Genomic DNA, 23,780 nt, shown 5'->3' with positions numbered 1-23,780 from the left:
ATCCCTTCATGAGATCAGCTCCCGGAGATCACTTCCGCTATATAGCCCTCCAGCTCGGCTGCGCGATGCGCCGCCGTGTGCTGGGAAAGGACGCGCTCCCGGGCCCGCGCACCGAGGGCGAGGCGGTCCTGCTCGGCAATATCGTGGAGGTACTGCAGCGTGTCCTCGGGTGAACGGGAGACGAGGATCTCCTTCCCGGGCTCCAGGAACTGTTCCAGTCCTTCCCAGTAATCACTGATAATGGGGGTAGCGCAGGCCGCTGCCTCGAAGAGCCGCACGCTGGGCGAGTAGCCGGCGCGCACCATATCGGCCCTGGTGATATTCAGCGTGAAGCGCTGGCCGTTATAGAACGCGCAGTGCTCCGCGGGGTTCAGGTGCACGATGCGCTCCACGTTGTACGGCCATACGATGCTCTCGGGATACTGCGGCCCGGCCACGACATACCGGCAGCGCTCGCTCCGGCGCGCCGGCTCGAGCAGCAGCCGGTCGAGGAGCGGCTGGCGGTCGTCGCTGTAGGTGCCGAGATACCCGATATCCCACCGCTTCCCGGCCTCCCGGAAGAAGTACAGCTCGGGGTCGACCGAGCAGTAGAGCGGCCGGGCCAGGGGAGAGCCGTAGCGCTTTTCGATGCCGTCGAGCAGGGGCCCCCCGGTAAACGAGAGATACAGGCGGTAGCGCGGGATCAGGGATGCCGAAAGGTAGGCGGCATCTCCGTACTCCAGCTTCGCCATGGTCACCGGGGTATCGATGTCATAGAAGGCGGTAATGCCCCGTGCGGTTGCGGTGACCCATTCCCCGACCGCTATGCCTTCGGGCACGTACGAGCCGACGATCACCGCATCCGCCTCCCGCACCTCGGCCGCAAAGCGCTTTTTCAGATCCGTCAGGCTGAGATATATCTCCGTGCGGCAATAGGGCGGTTTGGGAAGGTCGCGGTTGTCCGCATACCACGGCACCTCGCGCTCGAGGAACAGCACCGTATGCCCCCGCTCCACCAGCCCCCGGACGAGCCCCCGGTAGGTCGTCGCATGTCCGTTGCCCCAGGAGGAGGTGATCGACAGCCCGAGCATGACGATAGTCAGTTGCCGGGAGCTCATGCACACCCTCCTGCACGACCTGCAGGGGCATCGAGCACGGCATGCAGCTGCCTCGCCCGGTGGGCATAGGTATGCTCTGCAGTGATACGCTTGAGCGCCGCCTCACCGATCCCGGCGGCGCGGTCGACGGTAAGCGAGAGGAGCTGCTCGGCGACCTCCTCCCCGCTCCGGGCGACGAGGACCTCGCGCCCCGGCTCGAGGAAGAGCTCGATGCCCTCCCAGGCATCGGTAATCAGGCAGGCGCCGGCGCCGGCAGCCTCGAAGACGCGGGTCGGCGGGGAGAATCCGTACCGGGCCATGCTCTCCCTGTTGATGTTGAGCACCGCCCGCGGCGTGCTGTTGAATGCGTTGTGCTCATGCGTATAGACATGCCCGAGATACGTGATATTCCCGGGGAGCGGTGGCTCCCACCCGTTGCCGCCCAGGAGAAAACGGCAGCGGGGCAGCCGGCGCGCGACATCGATGAAGAACTCCTTCACCCGCGCCTCCCGGTCGGGGAGGCGGTTGCCGATGAAGCCGAGGTCGCCGCTGAACCGCGTATCGAGGGCGACGGGGTAGTGGGTCGCGGGGTCGAGGGCATTATAGATAGGGATGCAATGCCGCGCCCCCAGCAACGTATACGCCGTCACCACCGGGTCGCCGCCTCCATAGGTAAAGATGAAGTCGTAGCGGGGGACGAGCGCGCGGAAGGCATCGTCCGGACTCTGCTGAACGCGGTCGAGGGTCGCGGGGGCGTCCACATCCCAGAAGGCAGCCGCTGCGCCGGGCCGCTTTATCTGGAGGACCGCTGCTTCGAGCGCTTCATCGAAGACGCCGACGCCGCTCGCCTTGACGATGAGGTCGGCATGACGCGCGTCGTCGAGGGCAGCGGCGAGGCCCTCGTCGTCGGCTGCGTAGACGACGACACGGGCCCAGGGGGGATCGACGATATCGCGGTGCTGCTGCCGCCCGTAAGCATCCGGCTCATAGAAGGTGATCCGGTAGTCCAGCCGGTGGAGCTCGCGGATAATGCCGCGGTAATAGGTCGCCGCCCCGTTCCAGTAGGCCGAGACGAGACTCGAACCGAAAAAGGCGATGCGCATACGGTGCTGTCCTTTCATTCCGGATTCACTCCCCTGAGCTCCCGGCAAACAGCGAGCAGCTCATCCACGCGGTGAGCGCAGGTGTGGCGGCTGACGACCGTCCGGTATCCGTGCTCCGCAAGCGCGCGGGACATCTCGGCGTCCCGCAGCAGGGTCTTCATATGGCGCAGCATCTCGTTGCCGTTGCGCGCAACGAGAAAGTCCTCGCCCGGAGTAAACAGGCCCTCCGCATCTTCCCAGGGCGCGCATATCAGGGGGATGCCGCAGGCGAGCGCCTCGAAGGGACGGATCGTCGGGATCCCGGGCAGCGCCTGCACATAGGGACGCCGGATCACATGGAGCGTGAGCCTGAAACGCGCAAAGACCCGCGGTACCCTGTAATTCGGGAGCCACCCGCGGTATTCGATCCCTGCGCCGGCGATCATGTCCCGCGCATGCCGGGGATAGCGCACGCCGTGCATGCGCGTCTTCAGCCCGAGTCGCTTCACCGGCCCGAGCAGGAACTCCTGCAGCTCCGCGGTCCGCTCTTCATCGCCCCAGTTCCCGATCCAGACGAGGTCGCCCTCGCACCCTTCTTCTCCGCGAGCGCTGTCGGGGTAGAATATCCTGGTATCCGCAGCCTCGTGCCAGACCCATGCCCGCTGCGTCCAGCCGCGCGAGAGATAGATCGTGCGGACGACCTCGCCGAAGGCGAGCACGCCGTCGTAGTGCGACAGGTCATAGGCCGCCATCAGCTCCGGCGCCGTCACCGAGCGGTGGTGGGTATCATGAAAGAGGAGGGTAAGGCCGCCTGCCCGGCTCCGGTACTCCCCGATGCGCCGCACCAGGTCGTGATCGTTCCATTCATGCACGATGACCAGGTCGGCGCGGTCGAGCGCACGGTCGAGATCGAGCGTCTCGCGGCGGTAGCGTATGCTCGTGAGATGGGGATAGGCCCCGCGGAACTCACGGAGCGGCGCGGTGCCGTGCTCTTCGAGGAGGTTCGAGAGACTCCAGCCGTTCCGGGGCTCGTACACCGCCACCGTATGCCCGCGCGACAGGAGCTCCGAGGCGATGCCGCGCAGAAAATGCGCATTGCCGTGGTTCCAGTCCGAGAGGAGCGAGTGATAGAACATCACGATACGCATTGCCCCTCCGTCTCGGAGGCCGGCGCCGCAGCCGACTGCACCATACGTTCGTACACCGCGAGATAGCCCGCTGCCATGCGCCGGGGCGTGAACTCCTGGGCCCTCACCCGTGCACGTTCCGCCATCTCCTGCCGGTATGCCGCATTGCGGATGAGTGTCTCGATCGCCTCCCGTATCATAGAGGTGTCGTCGGGTGAAACGAAAAGCGCCGCATCGTGCCAGAGCTCGCGGAGGCTCGGGATGTCGCCGAGCACCAGCGCGCACCCGGACAGCCCTGCCTCGAGCACCGAAAGTCCGAAGGGTTCGTAGTAGGCAGGAAATGCATAGAGAGAAGCTCGCGACATCCACGAGGCGATCCCGCTTGCCGGGAGCCGGCCGAGGCGGCGGACCGCGCTATGGCGCCCTGCCGCGGTGTCGCCGCCCCCGGACGGGGGGCACTCCTCGCCGGCGATATAGAGCGGCCAGGAGAGGAGCGGCGCGCTCTCCATGAGCGCTGCCACGTTCTTCGCCCTGTCCCAGAGCCTTCCCGCCGTAAGGACGAGCGCCTCTTTGATCCCCGGCGCAAACAGTTCGGTATTCCGTCCGTTCGGGATAATGCTGCAGGCGATGTCGCTATGGTAGTGGCGTGCGAGCGCATCGCGCATCGACGCAGTCGGGACGACGACGGCGTCGGCTGCAGCGATGCCGCGCTTGACCTCATGACGGTACCGCTTCCACTCCGGGGGAGCCGGCTCTTTCAGGACCGCCTCCCACCACGAAAGGACGCAGGAGTGCCCCACGACGAGCCGGGGCGCTTTCCAGGGGAGAGCCCCGTGCGCATACCCGTTGAGATGGACGATATCGGGCTCGAGCTCTTCTTCGAGCCTGAGCAGCCACTCTCCGGCGCGGGCGACATCGTCCCACGGGTGCTCCATCCACTCGAGCTTGAACGTGCTCTCATGAAGCTCGGCGCCGGGGATCTGGCGAAGGTCGGCGCGCTGCTGCGCCGACAGGGGGGCGCCCATGGTTGCGAGGACCACCTCGATATCGTGCTTCCAGAGGACATGCGCGAGCTCGACGGCGTAGGTCCATACGCCGCCCAGGGTATCGGCGGTCATGAGAATACGCTTGGGATGCCGCCTCATCGCCCTGCTCATCGCCCCCCGCCTGCTTCGAGCCGGGCGAGGGGAAGCGGCCGCTCTTCCTGGATATCGCTGAAGGCGCTGTGCTGCTGCAGGTAGCAGCCGTGCGCCCGCTCCCACGCATACTCATCCGGAGGCCCCCAGCGCTTTGCATATTCCTGCGACCCGGGATAGGGAAAGAGGGGCACGGGCTCATTGGTCCATACGTTGGAGCGGAGGAGGAGGTCGCGCCATTCTGCAGTCAGCGCCGGATCGTCGGCATCCGAGGCGAGCAGGGTCGCCTGAACGAACGGCACATGGTCGCGCGCGCACTTCAGGAGATCGATCAGCTCGCTGTTCGTCTTCATACACCGCTTGCCGAGGGCGAGGCGCGCCGCCTCGCTCGCGCTCTCGATGCCGGCCTCTATCGAGACGCAGCCCGCGGCGCCGAGCCGCTCCAGCAGCTCCGGGGTCCAGAGGTCGATCCTCGTCTGGATGCCGAAGGCGACATCCCGTTCCCCCACTGCAGCGAGCAGCGCGCTGTCGGGCATGAACAGCTCGTCGATGAAGTAGAGGTAGCTCACGCCCTTGCTCACGAGGTCGTCGATCTCTTCGAGCACGACCGGCACGGGACGCCTGCGATACCGGCCCCGGAAGGTCTCCCGGGCGCAGAAGGAGCAGCTGTAAGGGCATCCCCGCGAGCTCTCGACCTCGGCGCCCGGTGCACCCGTCTGCCCGGGCGCGCAGTCGAAGCGGTGGTGGTGGTGCCGGCGCCGGGCGAGGACCTCCCGGGGCCACCGCAGCGCCGGCAGCGCAGCCATGTCGCTTTCGTGCGGCGTTCCTCTTCTTCCTGCGCCCCCCTCCTCCCGCCAGAAGACCGAGGGGATAGTCTTCCCTCTTCCCGGGTCCTGCGCCAGGAGAGGGAGCACCTCTTCGGGCTCTCCCCGTATCACCCTGTCGACGCCCAGCTTTTTCATCACCGCTTCGGGCGTTGTAGAGCCGTGCGGCCCCACGGCAACGGTAAGCGCCCCGCTCTCGCGCACTGCCCGCACGATCTCCAGGGGCGCACGGAGCTCCGGGGGCGCGCAACGCCAGAAGAGATAGCTCGGCGCCGTGGTAATGACGATGATATCCGGGGCAAAGGCATGCGTCTGCTGCGCAATCGCCTGCGCCGGGAGACCATCCCTATGCCCGTCGATAAGGAGCACGTCGTGTCCCACGCGCTCCAGGAGCGCCTTCGCATACCCGTATTCGAGGGGGAGGTGCGGCTCGCGGCATCCGAAGTAGATGCTGCCGCCGAAGGTCCAGTCAGGATTGATCAATGAGTACTTCATGCGGCTCTTTCTCCTGTAAGAGGATCGGGGAGGAGGCGCGCAAGAGCGTCAGCCACTCGTACAGCTTCGCGACGCCCTGGTGTACGCTCGTCCGCGGGGTCCAGCCGGTCATGGTCTTGAACTTCCGCGCGTCGGAGACGTAATAGCGCTGGTCGCCGTGGCGCCACTCGTCGAAGTGCACCTCCGGCCGCGCGCCGTGCAGGCCGGCGACCATCTCGACCAGCTCGAGGAGGCTCAGCGTGTTCGCCGGTCCGCCGCCGATGTTGAAGGCCTGGCCGGAGAGGAGCCGGATATTCGCCTGGGCGATCAGCAGGGCGTCGACGAGGTCCTCGACATACAGCACATCCCGGACCTGCATCCCGTCACCGTAAATGGTGATCGGCCTGCCCTTGATGGCGCTGATCAGGAAGTGCGCCACCCACCCCTGGTCCTCGGTGCCGAGTTGGTGGGGGCCGTAGATGCAGCTCATCCTGAAGACCGTCGCCGGGATCCCGTAGGTGCGGGCATAATCGAGTATATATTGGTCGGCCGTGCCCTTGGAGCAGCCGTAGGGGCTCTGGAAATCGAGCATGCACCGCTCGTTGATGCCGGAGAGCCTGGTCAGGAAATCGATCGGCTCGTACCGTGCGCCGTACTTCCGCAAATAGATATCTTCGAGTCCCCCGTAGACTTTGTTGGTCGAGGTGAAGACCAGGGGAGGAGGGCTCTCGAGTCTGCGGAGCTCTTCGAGGAGGTTCATCGTGCCGCAGACATTGACCGTAAAGTCATAATCGGGATTGACGAGGCTCGTCGTCACCGCTACCTGTGCGCCGAAGTGAAAGACCTGCCGGGCTCCGCGCAGCGCTTCCCGGAGGGCTGCGCGGTTGCAGATGTCCGCGATCTCGACCCGGACGAGGTCGCCGTGCGCCTCCCGCAGCCAGCGCAGGTTCCGCTCGACGCCCGGCCGGGAAAGGTTATCGTAGATGAGCACCGGCTGCTCTGTCGCGAGCAGGCGGTGGGCGAGGTTGGTCCCGATGAAGCCTGCGCCGCCGATAATGAGCACCGGCTGCAGCCGGTGCTCAGGCGCAGGCACGGGGGGGAGCGTGAGCCGGAACGTCTCGCGCACCGCATCGATCCCGCCGCTCTGCCAGAGCCGGAAGAGCAGCTTCGGTCTCCCGTCGCTCTGCCGCAGCCCGAGGTGATAGCACCGCTCATCGGTATGCATGCCCTCGGGGCCGGGAAGGTCGGGAGGGAGGTCCCGGACCGACGCCCAGTAGACGCGCGCTGCCGGTGCCTCGGCCGCCTTGATGAACTCCCTCAGCTGTCCGAGCTCGTCATGCTTCCAGGTGGAGAAGCCGGTCTCGGTAATCCAGAGCTCTTTGTCGAGACTGTAGGTGTCCAGGACATCGCGCAGCTCTGACACCTTGAACGACCACTCGTCCCAGTCGAACTCCCACGTGCCCGGAAAACCGTGAAATCCCACGACATCGATATAGGAAAGGATACCGCGCTCGCAGAGCAGGCGGAGCCAGTGCGGGTCGGTAGGACAGGTCGCCCCCAGGACGGCCTTCTTCCCGTACTGCTGGGCCCGGTACGCGGCGCTGCCGATCATCTCGGAGAAGATGCGCCATTCGGGGTCGAGCCGCCAGTCCCAGTTGTATACTTTATCCGGCTCGTTCCAGAGCTCCACATACTCCAGGAACTTATCGAAGCGGGTAAGGAACGCCTCGACGAAGTCGGCAAATGACCTGGGGTCACGGGGAGGGGCGGATGTTTTCGGAAGCACCCCCAGGGAGGGGGGCGTCTGGACAAGACAGGGAAGGACTTGCACTTCCTGAGTCAGGCGGGGGATGAGCCAGTTATACCACTCTTCTCCCGCGGGCGTCTGCCAGTGAGCCCAGGAGACCGGCGCCCGGAGCTCGGTGACGCCGAGCGCTTTGAGATCATGCAACACCTGCTCGACCTCGTCGCAGGCGCCGGTGCGGAACGTTTCGCTCATGCCGATGACCGGTCCCGCGCGCCGGGACGGCGTCGCCTGCGGGCTCTGCACCCTCACCGACTTCGCGAGCCGGTCCCGCATCCTGGTCGTGAGATAACGCACTTCGCTCATACCGTCAACCCCCGCCCGGCCAGCTCCGCACTCGCCTCTTCGACCCGGTCGAAGGCGACCTTGCCCTCGATCCACTCGCTCAGCTCGAGCAGACCCTCGTCGAAGGTGACGCAGGGTTCGTAATGCAGGACTTCGCGGGCACGGGAGATATCGGCAAAACAGTGGCGGATATCTCCCATTCGATATTTTCCGACGACCTGCGGCCTGATATGCCGTTTCCCGAAGACCTCCGCCATGCGCTCGGCGACTTCGAGGATGGTATAGGGAGTACCGCTTCCTATGTTGAAGATGTTATGCGCTGCGGCGGGGACTTCCAGTGCCTGCCGGCAGGCGCGCGCGACATCGTAGACGCTCACGAAATCGCGCTGCTGGTAGCCATCCTCGAAGATGAGCGGCGGTCTGCCGTTGAGGAGCCGTGAGGCGAAGATGGCGAGCACCCCGGTGTACGGATTCGAAAAGGCCTGGCGTGTTCCGAAGACGTTGAAGAAGCGGAGCGCCGTCACGGGGATCCCGTACGCCTGGCCCGCCATCATGCAGAGGCGTTCCTGATCGTATTTCGAAAGAGCGTAGACCGAGGTGAGACAGGGTTTTTTGGCTTCGGGGGTCGGCACCGGCACGAGGATAGCGCCGTTCCGGTTCTGCAGCTCCCATCTGCCCTCCTTCAGCTGCCCGAGGCTTCTCCCCGCATCGCTGCAGACCGTACCGTCCGGCGCGCAGTAGAGCCCCTCGCCGTAGACGCTCATACTCGAGGCGACGACCAGCCGCGCCACGGGCCGCTTGATCGCCGCTTCGAGGAGAACGGCAGTGCCCCTGCTGTTCGTATCGATATACTTCTCGATCTCGTACATGCTCTGCCCGACGCCGACTGCCGCTGCGAAGTGGTACACGGCATCGATGCCGTCGAGGGCCCGCGCCACCGCCTCCGGGTCCCGCACATCCCCGACGATCAGCTCCACCTCGGGACTGAGATACTCCGGCCTCGTGCAGTCGGGCCCGTGGACCTGAACCGAGAGATTATCGAGCGCGCGAACACGATAGCCCTGCCTGAGCAGCTCATCGGCAAGATGGGAGCCGATAAAGCCTGCGCCTCCCGTAATCAAGATGTGTTTGCTCACGGTATCCTCCTCACCGTACAGTTGCATTTCCCGTTGCGGCTGCCCACAGCAGAAACAATCGTGAGATGGCGGGTGCGGCAGAAATGAGGGTGCGAAGAAATGTCGCCTGGTGCAGCGCTGTGCGAGAAATTTCGCTATCGACGGTTAATAAGAATGATGATGTGTCTATCTCCCTGGAACCGCTGCGCAGAGATAGCGGATATACCGGGTAAGGCGGACCGTAGTGCTGCGCGATACCCCGGAGAGAGCTGTGTCTCTTTTAAACATATAACAGAGGTTTGAGGGATTGTCAAGAAAGTGTAAGCCCGTCCGACACGGTTACTTAGCGCCGGACTGCCGCTTCGGAAGCCGGATGATGAAGGTACTCCCCTTGCCGACCTCGCTCTCCACCGCTACCACACCCCGATGGAGCTCGACATACCGCTTCACGTTGGCGAGCCCCAGTCCCACGCCGCGGAGCTCCCGGTCGTCGATGCCGATGACCTGTTCGAACGGCTTGAAGATGAGGTTGACCTTGCTCTTTTCCATGCCCTTTCCGCTGTCGCTGACCCGCACCTCGACGACCTCTTCTCTCTCAGACAGGGATATTTTCACCCATCCGCCGGGGTCGGTGAACTTTATCGCGTTGTCGACGAGATTCGCAACAGCGCGGTCGAGCATGCGCCTGTCGGCGTGAATGGCGAGGGGAGCACGCGGCATATCCGCGGTGAGGGCGATCTTCTTCCTCCGCGCAAGGGGCTTGAAGCTCTTGACGAGGCCGGTGATGGTTTCCGTGAGGTCGAACGGTTCGGCCGGGATCTCGATCTCCGTCCGCGATGCGGACCGCGCGTACTCGAGGATCATCTTCAGGTCATGTTCGAGGCGGTCGCAGCTCTCGGTGATCAGCGCTACCGCTTCGGCCTGCTCCGCGGTAAGCGTCCCGAGCTTCTCCTCCTGGAGGCGTTTTGCATAGCCCTTGATGGTGATCACCGGCGTCTTCAGGTCGTGGAGCAGATGCGCGAGGAAATCCTCGGTGACGCACCGCTCTCCTCCGCGGATATCCGGCGGGGCCTCGGCGCGCTCCTCTGTTCCATGGTGATTTGCCTTGGGCATACCCTATTGTTCATCTTTTGTCCCGGTTAATGCAACATACGGCCCGCTGCCCTTACCTGCGCGCTCTCCGCCGATGGCGGTAGAGGATCGGCGCCAGGGTGAAGAGGGCCAGCAGCACCAGCGCGGCGATGATGCCGGGCGAGAGGAGGTCGTCCGCCGTATGCACCGTACTCAGCTGCCTGCCGACAAACGAGTAGACGGCTGCGCCGGGGATCATGCCGAGGAGCGTCATCACCAGGAAGACCCGGTAGGGAATCCTCGTCAGGCCCGCGAGGACATTGACCACGAAGAAAGGAAACACCGGCACGACCCGCATGATGAAGAGATAAATGTAGCCGTTTCTGTCTATTTCGGCATTGAATCGTTCGAGCTGCGTGCGGTAGTGGCGCTGGATCCGCTTCCCCGCGAGATAGCGCGCGGCAAAAAAGGAGAGGCTCGCGCCTGCCGACGCCCCGAGGGTCGTGTAGAGCGTCCCCGGCATGACGCCGAAGAGGAAGCCGCCAGCGATCGTGAGCACGAGCGCTCCGGGAACGACAAAGGCAGTCGAGATGAACAGTCCTATATAGACCGCCACGGCAAGGAGATAATGCCGCTCCACGAAGGCGAGCAGGAGCGCGCTGTTCTCCTTGAGGTTCTCGAACGTCAGGTGATCGCCGAGCCCCGACCGGCGGAGAAACACTATCGCCGCTGCCAGCACCGCGAGGAGGATGATATCCCTTGCCGCGTGTCTGCTCCCGACCGCTCCGCTGCGCTCACCCGTTCTTCCTCTGCCCATAGTCGCCTCTGCTCCTGCGGTGACGTATACTTAAGTCTAACCCGCTTCACGTGCTGCCGCAATCACGTGCTTTGAAAGGGTGTCCATAGTGATGCGACTGCCCTGCGAAGCGCTCCGGTTTTCTTGTGGGATACGGTGCTTTTCGTGTATAATAAGGGCAGAATTAGTTCTTTGGCCTCAGGCCCTCTTGTGCAGTAATGAAGTCGTCACATACCTTTAGCATCATGACCTATAATGTCCACAGCTGTATCGGCAGGGACGGCAGAGTTTCCCCTTTCCGCATCGCCAACGTCATCGCTCAATATCAGCCCGATGTCGTTGCGCTCCAGGAGCTCGATAACGGGAGGGTCCGCACCGGCCAGGTACACCAGGCAAAAGTCATCGCGGAGCACCTCGAGATGGATTTCCACTTTCATCCCTCCTTCGAGATCGAGGATGAGCAGTACGGCAACGCGATCCTGAGCCGCTATCCCCTGAGCTTGATCAAGGCCGGCCCGCTCCCGACCTTCAACGGCCGCCGCACGCTCGAGCAGCGGGGGGCGATCTGGGCGAGTGTCGAGCTCGAGGGGAAGGAGATCCATATCATCAATACCCATCTCGGACTCGACCGCCGCGAGCGGATGGCGCAGACCCGGTCGCTGCTGAGCGAGGAGTGGCTTGCGAGCCCCGAGTGCTGTGCGCCGCTCGTTCTCTGCGGCGATTTCAATGCGCTGCCTCTGTCGCCGACCTATCGCACCTTCAAAAGGATGCTGAGGGACGTCCAGCTCTCGTTCAACGGCAGCCGTCCCCGCAGGACTTACCCGAGCGTCTATCCTCTCGCCCGTATCGATCACGTCTTCGTCGGGCCCGAGTTCACGGTGGAGCGCATCGAGGTGCCCCGTACCCGCATAACGCAGATCGCTTCGGACCATCTGCCGCTGATCGCCACCGTACGTATCACCTAGAAGCCGTCTCGCGCTCTTCTGAAGAAGGAAGAGTACACATCAAAGAGCGCCATTGCAAGAGGAGGAGCTCCTCGATGTTCATTTCTTCTCCTTGATTGTTGCTTCTGACGAATCCGTGCTCAAGGAGTACGAACGATGCACCGGATACTCAGCCACCGAAACTGCTGGACCATCGAAGAGGTCTCCGAAGCGGGCGTCTTCGTCGACGGGCATGATTATTACCGCGCCTTTTATCATGCTGCCCGCGCGGCGCGGCGCTATATCCTCATCTCCGGCTGGCAGTTCGACAGCGAAGCGATGCTGCTGCGCGGGGAGGATGCCGACGAGGCCGACGGCGACACCCGCTTCATCGAGTTCCTGAACGATCTGTGCGAGCGGAACCCGGAGCTCGAGATCTATATTCTCGCCTGGGACTTCAGCTTCATCTTCATGCTCGAGCGCGAGTGGCTCCAGGAGTGGATCTTCAACTGGACCACCAGCGAGCGGATCCGTTTCCGTTTCGAAGGCACCCACCCCGTCGGGGCGAGCCAGCACCAGAAGTTTGTCGTCATCGACGGCTCCGTCGCCTTCATCGGCGGCATGGACATCTGTGCGGGCCGCTGGGACACCAGGCTGCACCGTGCCGACGACCCCCACAGGATCAATCCCGACGGGGCGGCCTACGGCCCCTACCATGAGATCCAGACCTATCATCGGGGCCCGATCGCCCTGCGCATCGAGCGGCTCTTCAGGACGCGCTGGCAGCTTGCGACCAGCGATCAGCTGACCCTTCCCGGCGCCCCCGGTACGGACGATATACCGATCGTCGGGCTTGAGTACGGACTGCCGATCCCGAAACAGACGGTAGCGCTCAGCCGCACCCAGGCCGCCACCTTTTCGAGGCTGAACCATTCGATCACCGAAATAAAACAGCTGTTCATCGATGCGATAGCGGCGGCAGAACACCTTATCTATATAGAAAACCAGTATCTCAGCTCCTGCGCCGTTTATAGAGCGCTCGTCGCCAGGATGTCCGGCACAACCCGGCCGAAGCTCCAGATCGTTATCCTTCTCCCCAGGCGGCCGCAAGACGTTCTCGAGGAGATCGCCGTCGGCGTGGCACAGGCGCGCATCCTCCGCTCCCTCGAGAAGACCGCCCTCGAGACAGGGCACTCCCTGGGCATCTATTATTCGCTATCGGAACCGGGCGGCAGCCGGGGGAGGCCGACCTACATCCATTCCAAGCTGCTCATCATCGACGACCGCTTCCTCACCGTCGGCTCGGCGAACACCACAAACCGCAGTCTGGGGCTCGATGTCGAGCTGAACGTGTCCTGGGAGGCGGAGTCGCTTGCAGAGTACGATCTCATACGCTCGATCCGCCGCGTCCGGTTCAGCCTCCTCGCGGAGCTCACCGGCATGAGCGCCGGCATCATTGGCCGGCAGAAAGACCTCGTCGGGTTTCTCGACGCGCTTGCCGCGGACCCGGAGAGCCGTCTTAGGCACCACACCATGGACTCGGTCTTCGATGAGAAGCAGTGGCTGAAGACGATCAAGCCGGACGTTCCCCTGTTCGATCCCGAGCGGACTCTCATCGAGGAGGACCTCTATGAAATGATATCCTCCGAGAGCAGCTCGCTGTTTGCCGGGGGCATCACCCTGCTGAAGCAGTGGCTCTCGGGCAGGCGGGAGACTGCAGCGGGAAGTAAAAGGCCGTAATGCGTTATGCGTAACGCGCAGCGAGTCGAAAGGAAAGAGGCTCAGAGGAATCGCGTAATATAGCGGGCGATGATCGTGACGCCGAGGGCGACCATGAGGATCCAGAAGAATATCCCGAAGACCGCTGCCGCCTGCTTTTCCTTCTCGGTGTCGGGCGTCGGGGACTCCCTCCCCTCCCGCTTGGGCAGTGCCGGCGCCGTAGCGGCGAGGAGAAAGGCGAAGATCAGGGCGACGACGAGAAAGGGGACCCAGTAAATCCCCCATAGCGACGGTCCCGCAGGAGGGAGCCATATGCCGCCGGCCCATGCTGCGAAAAATATAACGAAAAAGAAGACGATCACGCTGAACCAGGGGCCCACCCTCCTGAACACCACCGCGAAGACGAACGTGACGGCGATAGCGATCAGGAGCGCGATGATCAAATCGGAAATGAACACGGGACACCTCCCGCAGCCCTCTTTAATTCAAGCGTATCTCCTTTCCCGGCAGCTGTCAAACATTCCCGCCGGGCATGCTATAATCTGCTGAGAACGGATACGAAGGATCATCCGAGCCCGGCAGACGGTACGGACCCCTTCGAGAGCTCAGGAGACGGTAATGAAGGAGTTTCCCCTCGGAGACCATGAGTTTATCGAGCTGCACAACCTGCTGAAGGTCACCGGACTCTGCGAGAGCGGCGGCATGGCGAAAGCACTGATCGCCGAAGGCCGCGTCACGGTGAACGGCGCCGTCGAGCTGCGCAAGCGTTACAAAGCCCGCAAAGGTGACATTGTCGAGCTCGACGGCAATAAGATAACAGTTATCTAACCCGTTCCGGAGCTTTCCACGTATCACTCCGAACTGCTGCCTTTAAAATCCAAGTCAATGATGATAACTCAATCGTAATGACAGCAGCGCGTTTATGCCTCCGCCGAAACCTCCGATACCCACGCTCCCGATCAGGAATAAACGCGAGGGGCTCCTCCGGACCGCTCGAACCATTTCTGTCCGGCGAGCACCACCGAGGTCCCGATCTGGCGATCGGAAATCGACCAGTACGCCCTGAGCAGCCGTTCCTTTTCTTCCGTAGTGACGAGCCGGAAGCCATGCTTCTCGTAAAAACGGATTGCCCAGAGAGCAGCAGCCCAGGTGCCGATCAGCACCGGCCGATCCGCCATAGTGAGGAGATGCGCGAGGAGGCCGCCGCCTATCCCCCTCTTTCTTTCGATTGTTCGGACATAGGCGTGTCTGATGAGGGTGACATCCTTGACGTGCTGGATTCCCATCACACCGATGAGCGTTCCGTTCTCTTCATGTCCCCAGAAGATAACCCCGGCATCGATCTCCTCCCGGAGGTGCTCCCTGGACATATACGGCTCCTCCCAGCAGTCCGGGGGAATAATCCCCTTGTATGCCTGCGCGGCATCGTTGATGATGTCATGCATGCTATCGAAGTCGCTCTCTGTACATTCCCGGATCATGCCTGTCTCGCTACTCCTATAAATAGTCTTCCCGGATCGGATACCATGCATCTACGGCTTTAGCCGCCTTGTCCAGCACCCTTCCACTGTGCTCCTGATCGGCGTAAATTACGACACCCTCGCCGGCCCTGAGAACCCTTGCCTCCCCTTCAACGGTAAACTCCATCTCGCCCTCAATGACATAGGTTATCTGTTCATGCGGATGCTTGTGGGCAGGTATAACCGCACCTGGCTCGAAATCGAAGAAAGTGATCATTGTCTTATTGCCGGAGATTGCCCTGAGCACGATTCCATCGCGGACCCGTGTCGCCTCGAGATCTGCTTTCTTGAAAAAGCTCATTACTCTTCCCGCCTTCTCCCTCTTTAGATAGGGTGTAATCGAAAGTGAGGGCATGTACCTCGCCTTGACATTCGATGCGATGAGCATCTCAAAGTGAGCCCTTTTCGGCACCGCCTCCTTACTTCCGCATGTCTTGTGAAGGCGATAGGCTCATGATCTTTGCAGGCCATGGAGTCCTCTTACTGCTGATCCAGGTTGAGGATCATATCCACCATCGTAATCCTCGGCCGGGCAAATATCTTTTTCACCCGCGCCCTGAACTCTTCCGGCGTAATATGCTCCTGGTGCGTCCCGATAACGATCTCGATATCAGGGGAGGCTGCATCGAGCACCGCCCTGTACTTCTCTTTGAACGGGCAGAGCGCTTTCACGCAGTTGGAGAAATGGATCGCGTTGATCCTGAACTCGGTGAGCGCCCTGATCCGCTGCAGCAGCTTATCGGCTCCCGTAAGGGTGGGACAGCCGGGACAGTTGATGATGCCGACAAGATCGAGCGGCTCTTCGGGAGGATACCCGGCAAACGACCCCTTTCGCTTCCGCAGGTCAGCGAGGCAGCTCACCGAGGAGCATCCCAGCTCCTGCGTCGCGTTGGAACAGGTAAGAATCCCGATGCGTGCCACTGCTTCCTCCCGGGTCGGTTTCTTAGGGATATGATAATCTTTTCATGAGTGAATGTCTATGCAGGGTCTGTGCTATAATCTTAAAAAGCCGTGAGGGCACAACCGTGAAAGAATTAACCCGAAAGCTCAAAGACTTTCTGGCAAACGATCCCAATGTGGCTTTTGCCCACCTGTTCGGTTCGGCTGCAGCAGGTGTGCTCCGGAAAAACAGCGATATCGACATAGCGATCTGTTTTTATAAGCCGCCGGAGGGTATGGACCTGCTCCGCTTCATCACTGCGCTCTCCGAGATGGCCGGAAAGGATGTCGATGTCGTTGTCCTCAACACTGCATCGGCCTTCCTCAGGCACCACGTGATGAAGCATAGGGTCGCCCTTACCATCAACGACGAAACTGCCTATCGGAAATTCAGGGAGAAAACCATAGCAGACTATGACGAGTACAATTATGTTTCGGGCATGAGCGCTTATGATCGATAAAAAGCTGATCGAAAAAAAGCTCAGGCGCATAGAAGAGCACATCAGGGAGCTGCGTCTTGTGAACGTCGCCACCCTGGAGGAGTTCAGTGGAAATACCGTAGCCCGGAGGTTCATTGAAAGGAACATCCAGCTCTCGATTGAGCAGATGGTGGATATCTGCAAGCACCTCGTCAGCGCGCTCGATCTGAACGAGCCCGAAACCTATGCGGAATGCTTCGACATTCTTGCGGGAAACCGGATCATAGCGAAAGAGCATACCGATACCTTCAAAGCAATGGCCCGCTTCAGGAATATCCTCATTCATGGGTACGAGGATGTTGAGCATTCGGTAACCTACGCGGTTTACAGGAAGAGACTAAAAGATTTCAGGACCTTTATCAAGGAAATACGAACGTACCTGCACGCTCATTAGAAAAGCCCGATCTGCCGCTCTTTGTTCTGTTTCGTTGCCCTATCCGGGATCACCATGGTCTGCACGAGCGGCTCCGGGAGCTCCCCGAGGAATGGCGATAGCAGCGGCGCCCGCCGCTGGCCGCAGAGAAACCTGTTCCGCGCAGGGAGCAGGAAGAGCTCATCCTTCGCCCTCGTCGTGCCCACGAAGAGGAGCCTGCGCTCCTCCTCGATATCACCGTCGTCCTCTCTCAGGGTAAGTCGGAGAATCGAAGAGCCCGTCATCTCCCGCTCCCTCAGAAGAGCATCGCCTGCCCTTTGATCGCCTTCCGCTCGACAGCCTCGAATATCTTTACCTTACCGAACTCGCCGTCGTAGCCCGGCGCGATATGCACCTTCCCGGCGCGCACCCGGGCCACCGCCTCCCTGATCAGGGCGTTGCTCGCCCGGCCTATCTCGTCGAGCGGCGTATCCATGAGAATGGTAAACTCGCTGCCGAGCTGCTCCAGCAGGCGGAGATATCCCTTCATCACGGCCTTGCTGCTGACCCCGACCTTCAACGCCTCAGCGAGCACCTCGGGCAGGGGGATGATGGAACGATACCCCGGCGCGCTCCCGGGCCTCGAGCCCTCGGCACGGTCAGCCAGCAGCTCCATGCGGTGCATCACTCCCACCGTCACCCGTTTACCGCAGACCGGGCAGAGATAGTTGTGGCGTTTCGTCTCTTTCGGATCGAGGCTCACCCCGCAGAGCCGGTGGCCGTCGTAATGGTACTTCCCCTCCTCGGGGAAGAATTCGATGGTGCCCGTAAACCCTTGCTTCGTCTTCAGCGCCTCCATGATCCCCTTATAGGAGAGCTCGGTATCGAGGATATTCGCCTCGCGGCCGATCTTGGCCGGCGAATGGGCGTCGGAGTTCGAGATGAGCGTGATGCGGTCGAGGGCCGAGAGCCGCCAGTTCATCGGGGGATCGGAGGAGAGCCCGGTCTCGATCGCGTGGATATGGGGAGTCAGCTCCTCGAAGCACTCTTCGAGGGAGTCGAACCCCGACTCTGCGCCGAAGACCGAAAAGTGGGGCGTCCATACATGAGCAGGGACGAGCATCGCCTCGGGCGATACCTCCATGAGGATCTTCAGGAGCTCCTTTGCATCCAGCCCCAGGATCGGCCTCCCGTCGGCATTGAGGTTCCCGATCTTCGAGAGCTCGATGCTCAGCCGGGCCGCGGCGGGGAAGTCAGGGAGGAACAGGATGGAGTGTACCTTCCGCGTCCGTTCCCCTTTCTTGTAAATGCAGCTGATCTCGGCGGAGAGGATGAACCCTACTTCCGCCCTGCATGACGCGGGGACATCGCCGGTGCGGAACTCCCTGCGGAGCCGGAAGAGCCCGTTGCCCGCGGACTCGAGCTTTTCGTTCAGCTCCCTGAACCACGCGGGATGGGTGATGTCGCCGGTGCCCATGACCCCGATCCCCTTGAGCTGCGCCCACTTCCAGAGGCTTTCGGGAGACATGTCGCTGCTGGTGGCCCGTGAGTATTTCGAATGGATGTGGAGGTCGGCGATAAACCGCATCCGCAATTATACCATGCTGCCGCCGCTTTCAGCTCACTCCTTGAGGTGTACGTGGGTGCCGTCGCAGTAGGGAGCGTTCCTCGTCTTCCGGCAGGTGCAGAAGGCCACCTTCTTCCGCTCTCTCAGCTTCAGCTCCACCGGCCCCCTGTCCGCCTCTCCATGCGAATCATCGCAGAACGGTTCCGTACCGGTCTTGCCGCAGGCGCACCACCGGTACGTGCCCGGCCCCAGCTCCTTCACGATCGGGAAATACGCGCTCATCGATCAGCCTCCTTTCCCTTATGCTGTTCCTCTGCATCCTACCACATCGGCAGAGGGCATGCTCGATCAGCGCCTCACGCCTGCTACACTTTTGGCAGTTTTGCTCCTTTTTTGTCCATGTCCGCATCTCCGGCTGCGCAGGAGCATGCTGTATTTTCAGTCATATCCTCCCCTGGCACCGCCCTTGCTACCAGCACGGTAAAAAACAACCGTGCTGCGAAAGCGGACGGGGGAGGAAGGATCCATGATTCCCGTAACGATGCCCAGGAAAAAGAAGATCGCCGCCGATCACCCCTGTTTTTCCGAGGAGGCGCACCGCACGTTCGGCAGGATACATCTCCCGGTGGCGCCGGCATGCAACATCCAGTGCCGGTACTGCATAAGGAAGTACGACTGCGCCAATGAATCGCGGCCGGGCATCACCAGTACCGTCCTCTCTCCTGCCGAGGCGCTGGAGCGGGCAGAGGCGGTCGTTGAACGGAGCGGCCGCATCAGCGTCATCGGCATCGCGGGCCCGGGGGACCCTCTCGCCAACGAGGCGACCTTCGAGACGATGAGCGCCATTCACCGCGCATTCCCCGACCTCATCCTCTGCGTCTCGACCAACGGGCTCGCGCTCCCGGATAAGCTCGATGCGCTGCTGCGGTCGGGGGTCAGGAGCGTCACCGTTACTATCAATGCGGTGCTGCCCGAGACCGCTGAAAAAATATACTCATGGGTCTCCTGTCGGGGGCGGCGCTCTACCGGGAGGGAGGCGGCCGCGCTGCTGCTCGACAATCAATGGAGAGGGCTCGGCGAGGCCGCTGAAGCGGGGCTGATGGTGAAGGTGAACAGCGTCATGATACCCGGGATCAACGATGGAGAGCTTCCCCTCATCGCCCGGGAAGCAGGCGCGAAGGGCGCCGATATCATGAACATTATCCCTCTCATCCCCCAGGCAGAATTCACCGGGCTCGGACGCCCTTCGCGCGAGACGATACACGCGAAGCGCACCGAGTGCGGCGGCTACCTGTCCCAGATGAGCCACTGCAAGCAGTGCAGGGCCGACGCCTGCGGCATCCTCGGCCAGGACGGCGATATGGAGCTCGAGACGCTCCACGCGAGGCTCGGCGAAGACTACTGCGACACGGTCGGATAAGATCATGAGGACGGTACTGCTTCCGGCCCTGGTCTTTTTAGCGGGCAGTATGCTCTCCCTGCCGCCGGCTTCCGCCGAACCGGCGCGGGAGATTACCGTTTCCGCGGCGCTCAGCCTGAAGAGCGCCTTCGAGGAAATCGGCAAACGGTACGAGGCGAAGTATAAAAGGACCAGGGTGGCCTTCAATTTCGGCCCCTCCGGCGATCTGGTCCGGCAGATCGAAGCCGGCGCTCCGGTCGATGTCTTCGCCTCGGCAGCGCCGGGCGATATGGATGCGCTGGACCGGAAGGGGCTCGTCATCCGGTCATCGAGGACCGATTTCGCGGCGAACGCCGTGGTGCTCGTGGTGCCCGCTGCTGCGACGGCATCGATACGATCTTTTGAAGACCTCGCGACAAAAGGCGTCAAGAGGATAGCGATAGGCAACCCGAAGACCGCGCCGGTCGGGCGATATGCCGAAGAAGTATTCCGGTACTACAGGATATTCGACGCAGTAGAAGACAAGCTCGTCCTCGCCGGGAACGTGCGCCAGGTGCTCGATTACGTGGCGCGCGGCGAAGTGGATGCAGGGGTTGTCTATGCGACGGATGCCATGACCAGGCCGAAAGAAGTCAGGGGCATCGCAACCGCTCCCGCGCAGAGCCATAAGCCCGTTCTCTATCCCCTTGCCGTCGTGAGAGGAACTAAAAATGAAAGACCGGCGAGAGCGTTCATCGATGCAGTAACCTCGCCGGAAGGGAAGAGGATACTCGAGAAATACGGGTTTACGATGAGTAAGAATTAAGAGCGTCTGACGGAATGAGGAGGGGTGAGCCGTTCCGGAGGCTTTACAATGCGACGAGATACCGTATTCAGCGGGGAGCAGGAAGCGTTCACCTGAAACGCAATCCTCGTCACGATCACGATGGGCAGTATGAAAATCTTCTGCGGTGTCGCAGGTAAAGCCTCCGGAACGGCTCACCCCTCCTCTATCAACGTGTATAGGGAACGATAACGATTACTATGGATAACTCGATCCTCTTTTCGATGAGGCTCTCTTTGCAGGTAGCGGCGGTGGCCACCGTCTTCATCGTGGTCATCGGTACTGCCGTTGCCTACTTCCTTGCGCGGCGGGAGTTCAGGGGTAAAGAGCTGATCGACATCCTCTTTACGCTCCCGCTCGTCCTGCCGCCGACCGTCACCGGCTATTACCTCGTCATCCTTTTCGGAAGAAACGGCGCCATCGGCAGGCCCCTTCATGAATGGACCGGCTGGACCGTCATGTTTACCTGGTACGCGGCGGTGCTCGCCTCCTTCGTCGTTGCGCTGCCGCTGATGATCAAGACAGCACGAGCAGCGATCGAGTCAGTGGACAAGAACCTCATCAATGCCTCCTGCACCCTGGGGCATTCGGAGCTCGAGACCGCGCTCAAGGTGATCCTCCCTCTCGCCAAGCGGGGGATCGTTGCGGGTGCGGTGCTCTCCTTTGCGCGTGCCCTGGGAGAGTTCGGCGCCACCCTCATGCTCGCGGGAAACCTGCCGGGGAGGACGGATACGATGCCGATCGCCATCTACGCTCTCGCAGGGAGCGGCGAATGGTCCACGGCTCATGGCATGGTACTGCTCCTCACGCTCATGTCGGCGCTCTTCCTCTATCTTGCCAACCGCTATTCGCGGAGGATCGTCTGATGGGATTAGCGGTGCGGCTCAAGAAAGCGGTGAAGGGGTTCACGCTCGAAGCGGCCTGGGAGATCGGCAACGAGCTCGCGGTCCTCTTCGGCTATTCAGGGGCGGGGAAGTCGATGACCCTCCAGATGATCGCAGGGCTCATGACACCGGACGAGGGGAGGGTACAGGTCGACGACTGTGTTCTCTTCGACAGCGGCGCACGCATCAATGTCCCGCCCAACCGCCGGGCGCTGGGATACGTCTTCCAGGACCTCGCGCTCTTCCCCCACATGACGGTCAGCGAGAATATCGCTTATGGCCTTAACGGGACCGGACGGCATAAACGGAGAGAGGAGGTCGGCGCACTGGTGGACACCTTTCGCCTGAACGGTCTGGAGCATAAGTATCCTGCCGAGATCTCGGGAGGGCAGAAGCAGCGCGTCGCCTTCGCCCGGGCGCTCATCCGGAGGCCGCCGGTGCTCCTCCTGGATGAGCCGTTCTCCGCCCTCGACACTCCCCTGCGGATGGAGATGCGCATGCTCCTGAAAGAGATACGGCGCGACTTCGATCTTCCTGTTGTCCTCGTAACGCACGACCTGGCCGAGGCCGCCTTTCTTGCCGACACGATGATCGTCTACACGAACGGCAGGGTCGCCCAGGCCGGCGCTCCCGCTGCCGTAATGGCCAACCCTGCCGACCCCGGGGTCGCCGCCCTCGTTGCCTCCTGCAGTCCGGCGCCCTCCCCGTAGAGCGCCCTCTCCCCGGCATCGGCTGTCCTACAATTTGGTGGCTGCTGACAATTTTGTAGCACCCATAAGAGGAGTATTCCACGGCAAAACAATCACCTTACCGCTGGCACGGTTTTCGCACCTCCCCGCTCATGGAACAAGAGCGCATGATCGGCGGCACGATCAAAACGTACGACATCAAGGCACTCTTACATAAAAAGAAAGGAGGAATTGTATGAAACGGTTATTATTTACGGCAGTGATGGTGGCGGTGATGGGGGTTACGGGGTTGGCGGGGGCAGAGACGGCCCCGGCCGATCCTGCAGCTGTGGCGGCCCCTGCGGCTGAGCAGCCCGCCCCGGCTCCCGCAGCAGCCCCGAAGATCGACACCGGCGATACCGCCTGGATGATCGTGGCCACGGCCCTCGTCATGCTCATGACCATCCCCGGTCTCGCCCTCTTCTATGGCGGACTCTCAAAGCGCAAGGACACCCTCAACACCATCGCCATGTCCTTCGTCACCTTCTGCATCGTCAGCGTCCTGTGGGTCCTCTACGGCTTCAGCTTCTCTTTCAGCGGCGACATAGGCGGCTTTATCGGCGACAGCGCCAAGGTGATGCTCAGGGGCGTCACTGCCGGCAGCATCAACGACCTCGCCAAGACCATTCCCGAGAACATCTTCATTGTCTACCAGCTCACCTTTGCGGCGATCACCGTCGCCCTGGCGAGCGGCGCCTATATCGAGCGGATGAAGTTCTCGGCCTGGGTCCTCTTCTCCATACTCTGGATGACGCTCTGCTATGTGCCGGTGGCCCACTGGGTATGGGGCGGCGGGTTCCTGGCGAAGCTGGGGGCCCTCGACTTCGCCGGGGGCACGGTCGTTCATATCAATGCGGGCGTTGCCGCGCTCGTCGGGGCCCTGGTGCTGGGCAGACGGCGCGAGGCCTCCCTCATTCCCAACAACCTGACCCTGGTGGTGACCGGCGCAGGGCTGCTGTGGTTCGGCTGGTTCGGGTTCAATGCAGGCTCTGCATTGGGCGCAAGCGGCCTTGCAGGGGCGGCCTTCATCAACACCAATACGGCAACGGCCATTGCGGCAGTGGCCTGGATGCTCGTGGAGTGGCTGCACTCGAAGAAGCCCACGGTGCTGGGGCTCGCCTCGGGGGCGGTGGCCGGCCTGGTGGCGATCACCCCTGCTGCGGGGTTCGTCAACATCACGGGGGCGCTCATCATCGGGGCTGCTGCGGGGGTGGTGTCGTTCTTCTCGGTGGCGGTGATGAAGCCCCGGCTCGGCTATGACGATACGCTCGATGCCTTCGGCATTCACGGTGTTGCCGGCACGCTCGGTGCCATTCTGACGGGAGTGTTTGCGGACCCTGCGGTCAATGAGCTCGGCAGGGGACTGCTGTACGGCAACCCGGGGCAGCTGATAACGCAGCTCATCGCCGCGGGCGTTACGGTCGTCTATACCGGGGTGGTGACCTTCATTATCTTCATGGTCATCAAGGCCCTCGTGGGCATCAGGGTCGACGCTGAAAGCGAGGTCACCGGCCTCGACGAAAGCGAGCACGGAGAACGAGCGTACAACCTCCAGCAGCATGTCGGCGGCTCGCTCCACCACGAGCCCGGAAAGGGCAAAGAAAGCGCAGCGGCTTTAGGACACGGCGGGAGCATCTATGCCCCGGACACGAAGTAG

Annotated in this window: 26 protein-coding genes; 10 read left to right on the top strand and 16 right to left on the bottom strand. The window is 62.1% G+C overall.

Translation table 11 applies throughout. From position 1 onward, the window contains the following. Positions 1-14: 14 nt before the first annotated feature. The 9 genes from AB1805_11100 to AB1805_11060 all read right to left on the bottom strand — a co-directional run bounded on the left by AB1805_11100 (position 15) and on the right by AB1805_11060 (position 10,811). Positions 15-1,097 carry a glycosyltransferase gene (locus tag AB1805_11100; protein ID MEW5745968.1) on the bottom strand — a complete coding sequence of 361 codons (1,083 nt, stop codon included), beginning with the start codon at positions 1,095-1,097 and terminating at the stop codon, positions 15-17. After that, positions 1,094-2,197 carry a glycosyltransferase gene (locus AB1805_11095; GenBank protein ID MEW5745967.1) on the bottom strand — a complete coding sequence of 368 codons (1,104 nt, stop codon included), beginning with the start codon at positions 2,195-2,197 and terminating at the stop codon, positions 1,094-1,096. The genes AB1805_11100 and AB1805_11095 overlap by 4 nt, the downstream gene beginning before the upstream one ends. Then, positions 2,194-3,306: a glycosyltransferase gene (locus AB1805_11090; protein MEW5745966.1), complete on the bottom strand. Its 1,113-nt coding sequence runs from the start codon at positions 3,304-3,306 to the stop codon at positions 2,194-2,196. The genes AB1805_11095 and AB1805_11090 overlap by 4 nt, the downstream gene beginning before the upstream one ends. Then, positions 3,294-4,442, bottom strand: coding sequence for a glycosyltransferase family 4 protein (locus AB1805_11085; protein ID MEW5745965.1), 1,149 nt, complete (start codon positions 4,440-4,442; stop codon positions 3,294-3,296). The genes AB1805_11090 and AB1805_11085 overlap by 13 nt, the downstream gene beginning before the upstream one ends. Then, on the bottom strand, positions 4,439-5,740 hold the full coding sequence (locus AB1805_11080) for a TIGR04295 family B12-binding domain-containing radical SAM protein (GenBank protein ID MEW5745964.1): 1,302 nt from the start codon (positions 5,738-5,740) through the stop codon (positions 4,439-4,441). Before AB1805_11080 ends, AB1805_11085 begins: the two co-directional genes overlap by 4 nt. After that, a complete protein-coding gene (locus AB1805_11075; GenBank protein ID MEW5745963.1) occupies positions 5,715-7,829 on the bottom strand; it encodes an NAD-dependent epimerase/dehydratase family protein in 2,115 nt (704 codons plus the stop codon). Before AB1805_11075 ends, AB1805_11080 begins: the two co-directional genes overlap by 26 nt. Next, a complete protein-coding gene (locus AB1805_11070; protein MEW5745962.1) occupies positions 7,826-8,944 on the bottom strand; it encodes an SDR family NAD(P)-dependent oxidoreductase in 1,119 nt (372 codons plus the stop codon). Before AB1805_11070 ends, AB1805_11075 begins: the two co-directional genes overlap by 4 nt. A gap of 318 nt (positions 8,945-9,262) precedes the next feature. After that, positions 9,263-10,036 (bottom strand): HAMP domain-containing sensor histidine kinase, encoded by a 774-nt coding sequence (locus tag AB1805_11065; GenBank protein ID MEW5745961.1) that lies wholly within the window; start codon positions 10,034-10,036, stop codon positions 9,263-9,265. Between the two features lie 52 nt (positions 10,037-10,088). Continuing rightward, positions 10,089-10,811: a VTT domain-containing protein gene (locus tag AB1805_11060; protein ID MEW5745960.1), complete on the bottom strand. Its 723-nt coding sequence runs from the start codon at positions 10,809-10,811 to the stop codon at positions 10,089-10,091. Positions 10,812-11,008: 197 nt separating this feature from the next. Here AB1805_11060 and AB1805_11055 point away from each other — a divergent pair, with 197 nt between their 5' ends. Together AB1805_11055 and AB1805_11050 are read left to right on the top strand one after the other, a co-directional pair. After that, positions 11,009-11,755, top strand: coding sequence for an endonuclease/exonuclease/phosphatase family protein (locus AB1805_11055; protein MEW5745959.1), 747 nt, complete (start codon positions 11,009-11,011; stop codon positions 11,753-11,755). Between the two features lie 135 nt (positions 11,756-11,890). Beyond that, on the top strand, positions 11,891-13,453 hold the full coding sequence (locus AB1805_11050) for a phospholipase D-like domain-containing protein (GenBank protein MEW5745958.1): 1,563 nt from the start codon (positions 11,891-11,893) through the stop codon (positions 13,451-13,453). A 41-nt stretch (positions 13,454-13,494) separates the two neighbouring features. On the opposite strand, the gene AB1805_11045 is transcribed toward AB1805_11050, so the two are convergent. Beyond that, complete coding sequence (locus AB1805_11045) at positions 13,495-13,890, bottom strand: hypothetical protein (GenBank protein MEW5745957.1); 396 nt, start codon at positions 13,888-13,890, stop codon at positions 13,495-13,497. Positions 13,891-14,050: 160 nt separating this feature from the next. Between AB1805_11045 and AB1805_11040 the strand changes: the two genes are divergently transcribed. After that, positions 14,051-14,260, top strand: a complete 210-nt coding sequence (locus AB1805_11040) for an RNA-binding S4 domain-containing protein (GenBank protein ID MEW5745956.1) — start codon at positions 14,051-14,053, stop codon at positions 14,258-14,260. Positions 14,261-14,391: 131 nt separating this feature from the next. Here AB1805_11040 and AB1805_11035 read toward each other — a convergent pair whose 3' ends face one another. The 3 genes from AB1805_11035 to AB1805_11025 form a co-directional block, all read right to left on the bottom strand. After that, positions 14,392-14,913 (bottom strand): GNAT family N-acetyltransferase, encoded by a 522-nt coding sequence (locus AB1805_11035; GenBank protein MEW5745955.1) that lies wholly within the window; start codon positions 14,911-14,913, stop codon positions 14,392-14,394. 16 nt (positions 14,914-14,929) lie between these two features. Then, positions 14,930-15,364, bottom strand: coding sequence for a cupin domain-containing protein (locus AB1805_11030; protein MEW5745954.1), 435 nt, complete (start codon positions 15,362-15,364; stop codon positions 14,930-14,932). A gap of 68 nt (positions 15,365-15,432) precedes the next feature. After that, positions 15,433-15,873 (bottom strand): CGGC domain-containing protein, encoded by a 441-nt coding sequence (locus AB1805_11025; GenBank protein MEW5745953.1) that lies wholly within the window; start codon positions 15,871-15,873, stop codon positions 15,433-15,435. A gap of 104 nt (positions 15,874-15,977) precedes the next feature. On the opposite strand from AB1805_11025, the gene AB1805_11020 reads away from it, so the two are divergent. Together AB1805_11020 and AB1805_11015 are read left to right on the top strand one after the other, a co-directional pair. Continuing rightward, positions 15,978-16,352, top strand: a complete 375-nt coding sequence (locus AB1805_11020) for a nucleotidyltransferase domain-containing protein (protein MEW5745952.1) — start codon at positions 15,978-15,980, stop codon at positions 16,350-16,352. Beyond that, positions 16,342-16,764, top strand: coding sequence for a DUF86 domain-containing protein (locus tag AB1805_11015; GenBank protein ID MEW5745951.1), 423 nt, complete (start codon positions 16,342-16,344; stop codon positions 16,762-16,764). Before AB1805_11020 ends, AB1805_11015 begins: the two co-directional genes overlap by 11 nt. Here AB1805_11015 and AB1805_11010 read toward each other — a convergent pair. The 3 genes from AB1805_11010 to AB1805_11000 are packed head-to-tail and all read right to left on the bottom strand — an operon-like array spanning position 16,761 to position 18,571. Then, the gene (locus AB1805_11010; GenBank protein MEW5745950.1) at positions 16,761-17,027 is read right to left on the bottom strand and encodes a 3'-5' exonuclease; all 267 of its coding nucleotides are present in this window, start codon (positions 17,025-17,027) and stop codon (positions 16,761-16,763) included. The two genes, AB1805_11015 and AB1805_11010, sit on opposite strands and share 4 nt — an antisense overlap. 11 nt (positions 17,028-17,038) lie before the next feature. Next, the gene (locus AB1805_11005; protein MEW5745949.1) at positions 17,039-18,310 is read right to left on the bottom strand and encodes an endonuclease Q family protein; all 1,272 of its coding nucleotides are present in this window, start codon (positions 18,308-18,310) and stop codon (positions 17,039-17,041) included. Positions 18,311-18,343: 33 nt separating this feature from the next. Then, positions 18,344-18,571 (bottom strand): CDGSH iron-sulfur domain-containing protein, encoded by a 228-nt coding sequence (locus AB1805_11000; GenBank protein ID MEW5745948.1) that lies wholly within the window; start codon positions 18,569-18,571, stop codon positions 18,344-18,346. Between the two features lie 244 nt (positions 18,572-18,815). On the opposite strand from AB1805_11000, the gene nifB reads away from it, so the two are divergent. The 5 genes from nifB (at position 18,816) to AB1805_10975 (ending at position 23,780) form a co-directional block, all read left to right on the top strand. After that, positions 18,816-19,709: a nitrogenase cofactor biosynthesis protein NifB gene (gene nifB, locus AB1805_10995; protein ID MEW5745947.1), complete on the top strand. Its 894-nt coding sequence runs from the start codon at positions 18,816-18,818 to the stop codon at positions 19,707-19,709. 4 nt (positions 19,710-19,713) lie between these two features. Beyond that, positions 19,714-20,493: a molybdate ABC transporter substrate-binding protein gene (modA, locus tag AB1805_10990; GenBank protein MEW5745946.1), complete on the top strand. Its 780-nt coding sequence runs from the start codon at positions 19,714-19,716 to the stop codon at positions 20,491-20,493. A gap of 218 nt (positions 20,494-20,711) precedes the next feature. Continuing rightward, positions 20,712-21,377 (top strand): molybdate ABC transporter permease subunit, encoded by a 666-nt coding sequence (gene modB, locus AB1805_10985; GenBank protein MEW5745945.1) that lies wholly within the window; start codon positions 20,712-20,714, stop codon positions 21,375-21,377. Continuing rightward, the gene (locus AB1805_10980; protein MEW5745944.1) at positions 21,377-22,105 is read left to right on the top strand and encodes an ATP-binding cassette domain-containing protein; all 729 of its coding nucleotides are present in this window, start codon (positions 21,377-21,379) and stop codon (positions 22,103-22,105) included. The genes modB and AB1805_10980 overlap by 1 nt, the downstream gene beginning before the upstream one ends. Before the next feature lie 385 nt (positions 22,106-22,490). Continuing rightward, on the top strand, positions 22,491-23,780 hold the full coding sequence (locus tag AB1805_10975) for an ammonium transporter (protein MEW5745943.1): 1,290 nt from the start codon (positions 22,491-22,493) through the stop codon (positions 23,778-23,780).

This window comes from Nitrospirota bacterium (assembly GCA_040752355.1).
Taxonomy (GTDB): domain Bacteria; phylum Nitrospirota; class Thermodesulfovibrionia; order Thermodesulfovibrionales; family Dissulfurispiraceae; genus JBFMCP01.
The sequence above is the reverse complement of the archived record's forward strand: the minus strand, read 5'-3'. Positions and strand labels throughout refer to the sequence as shown.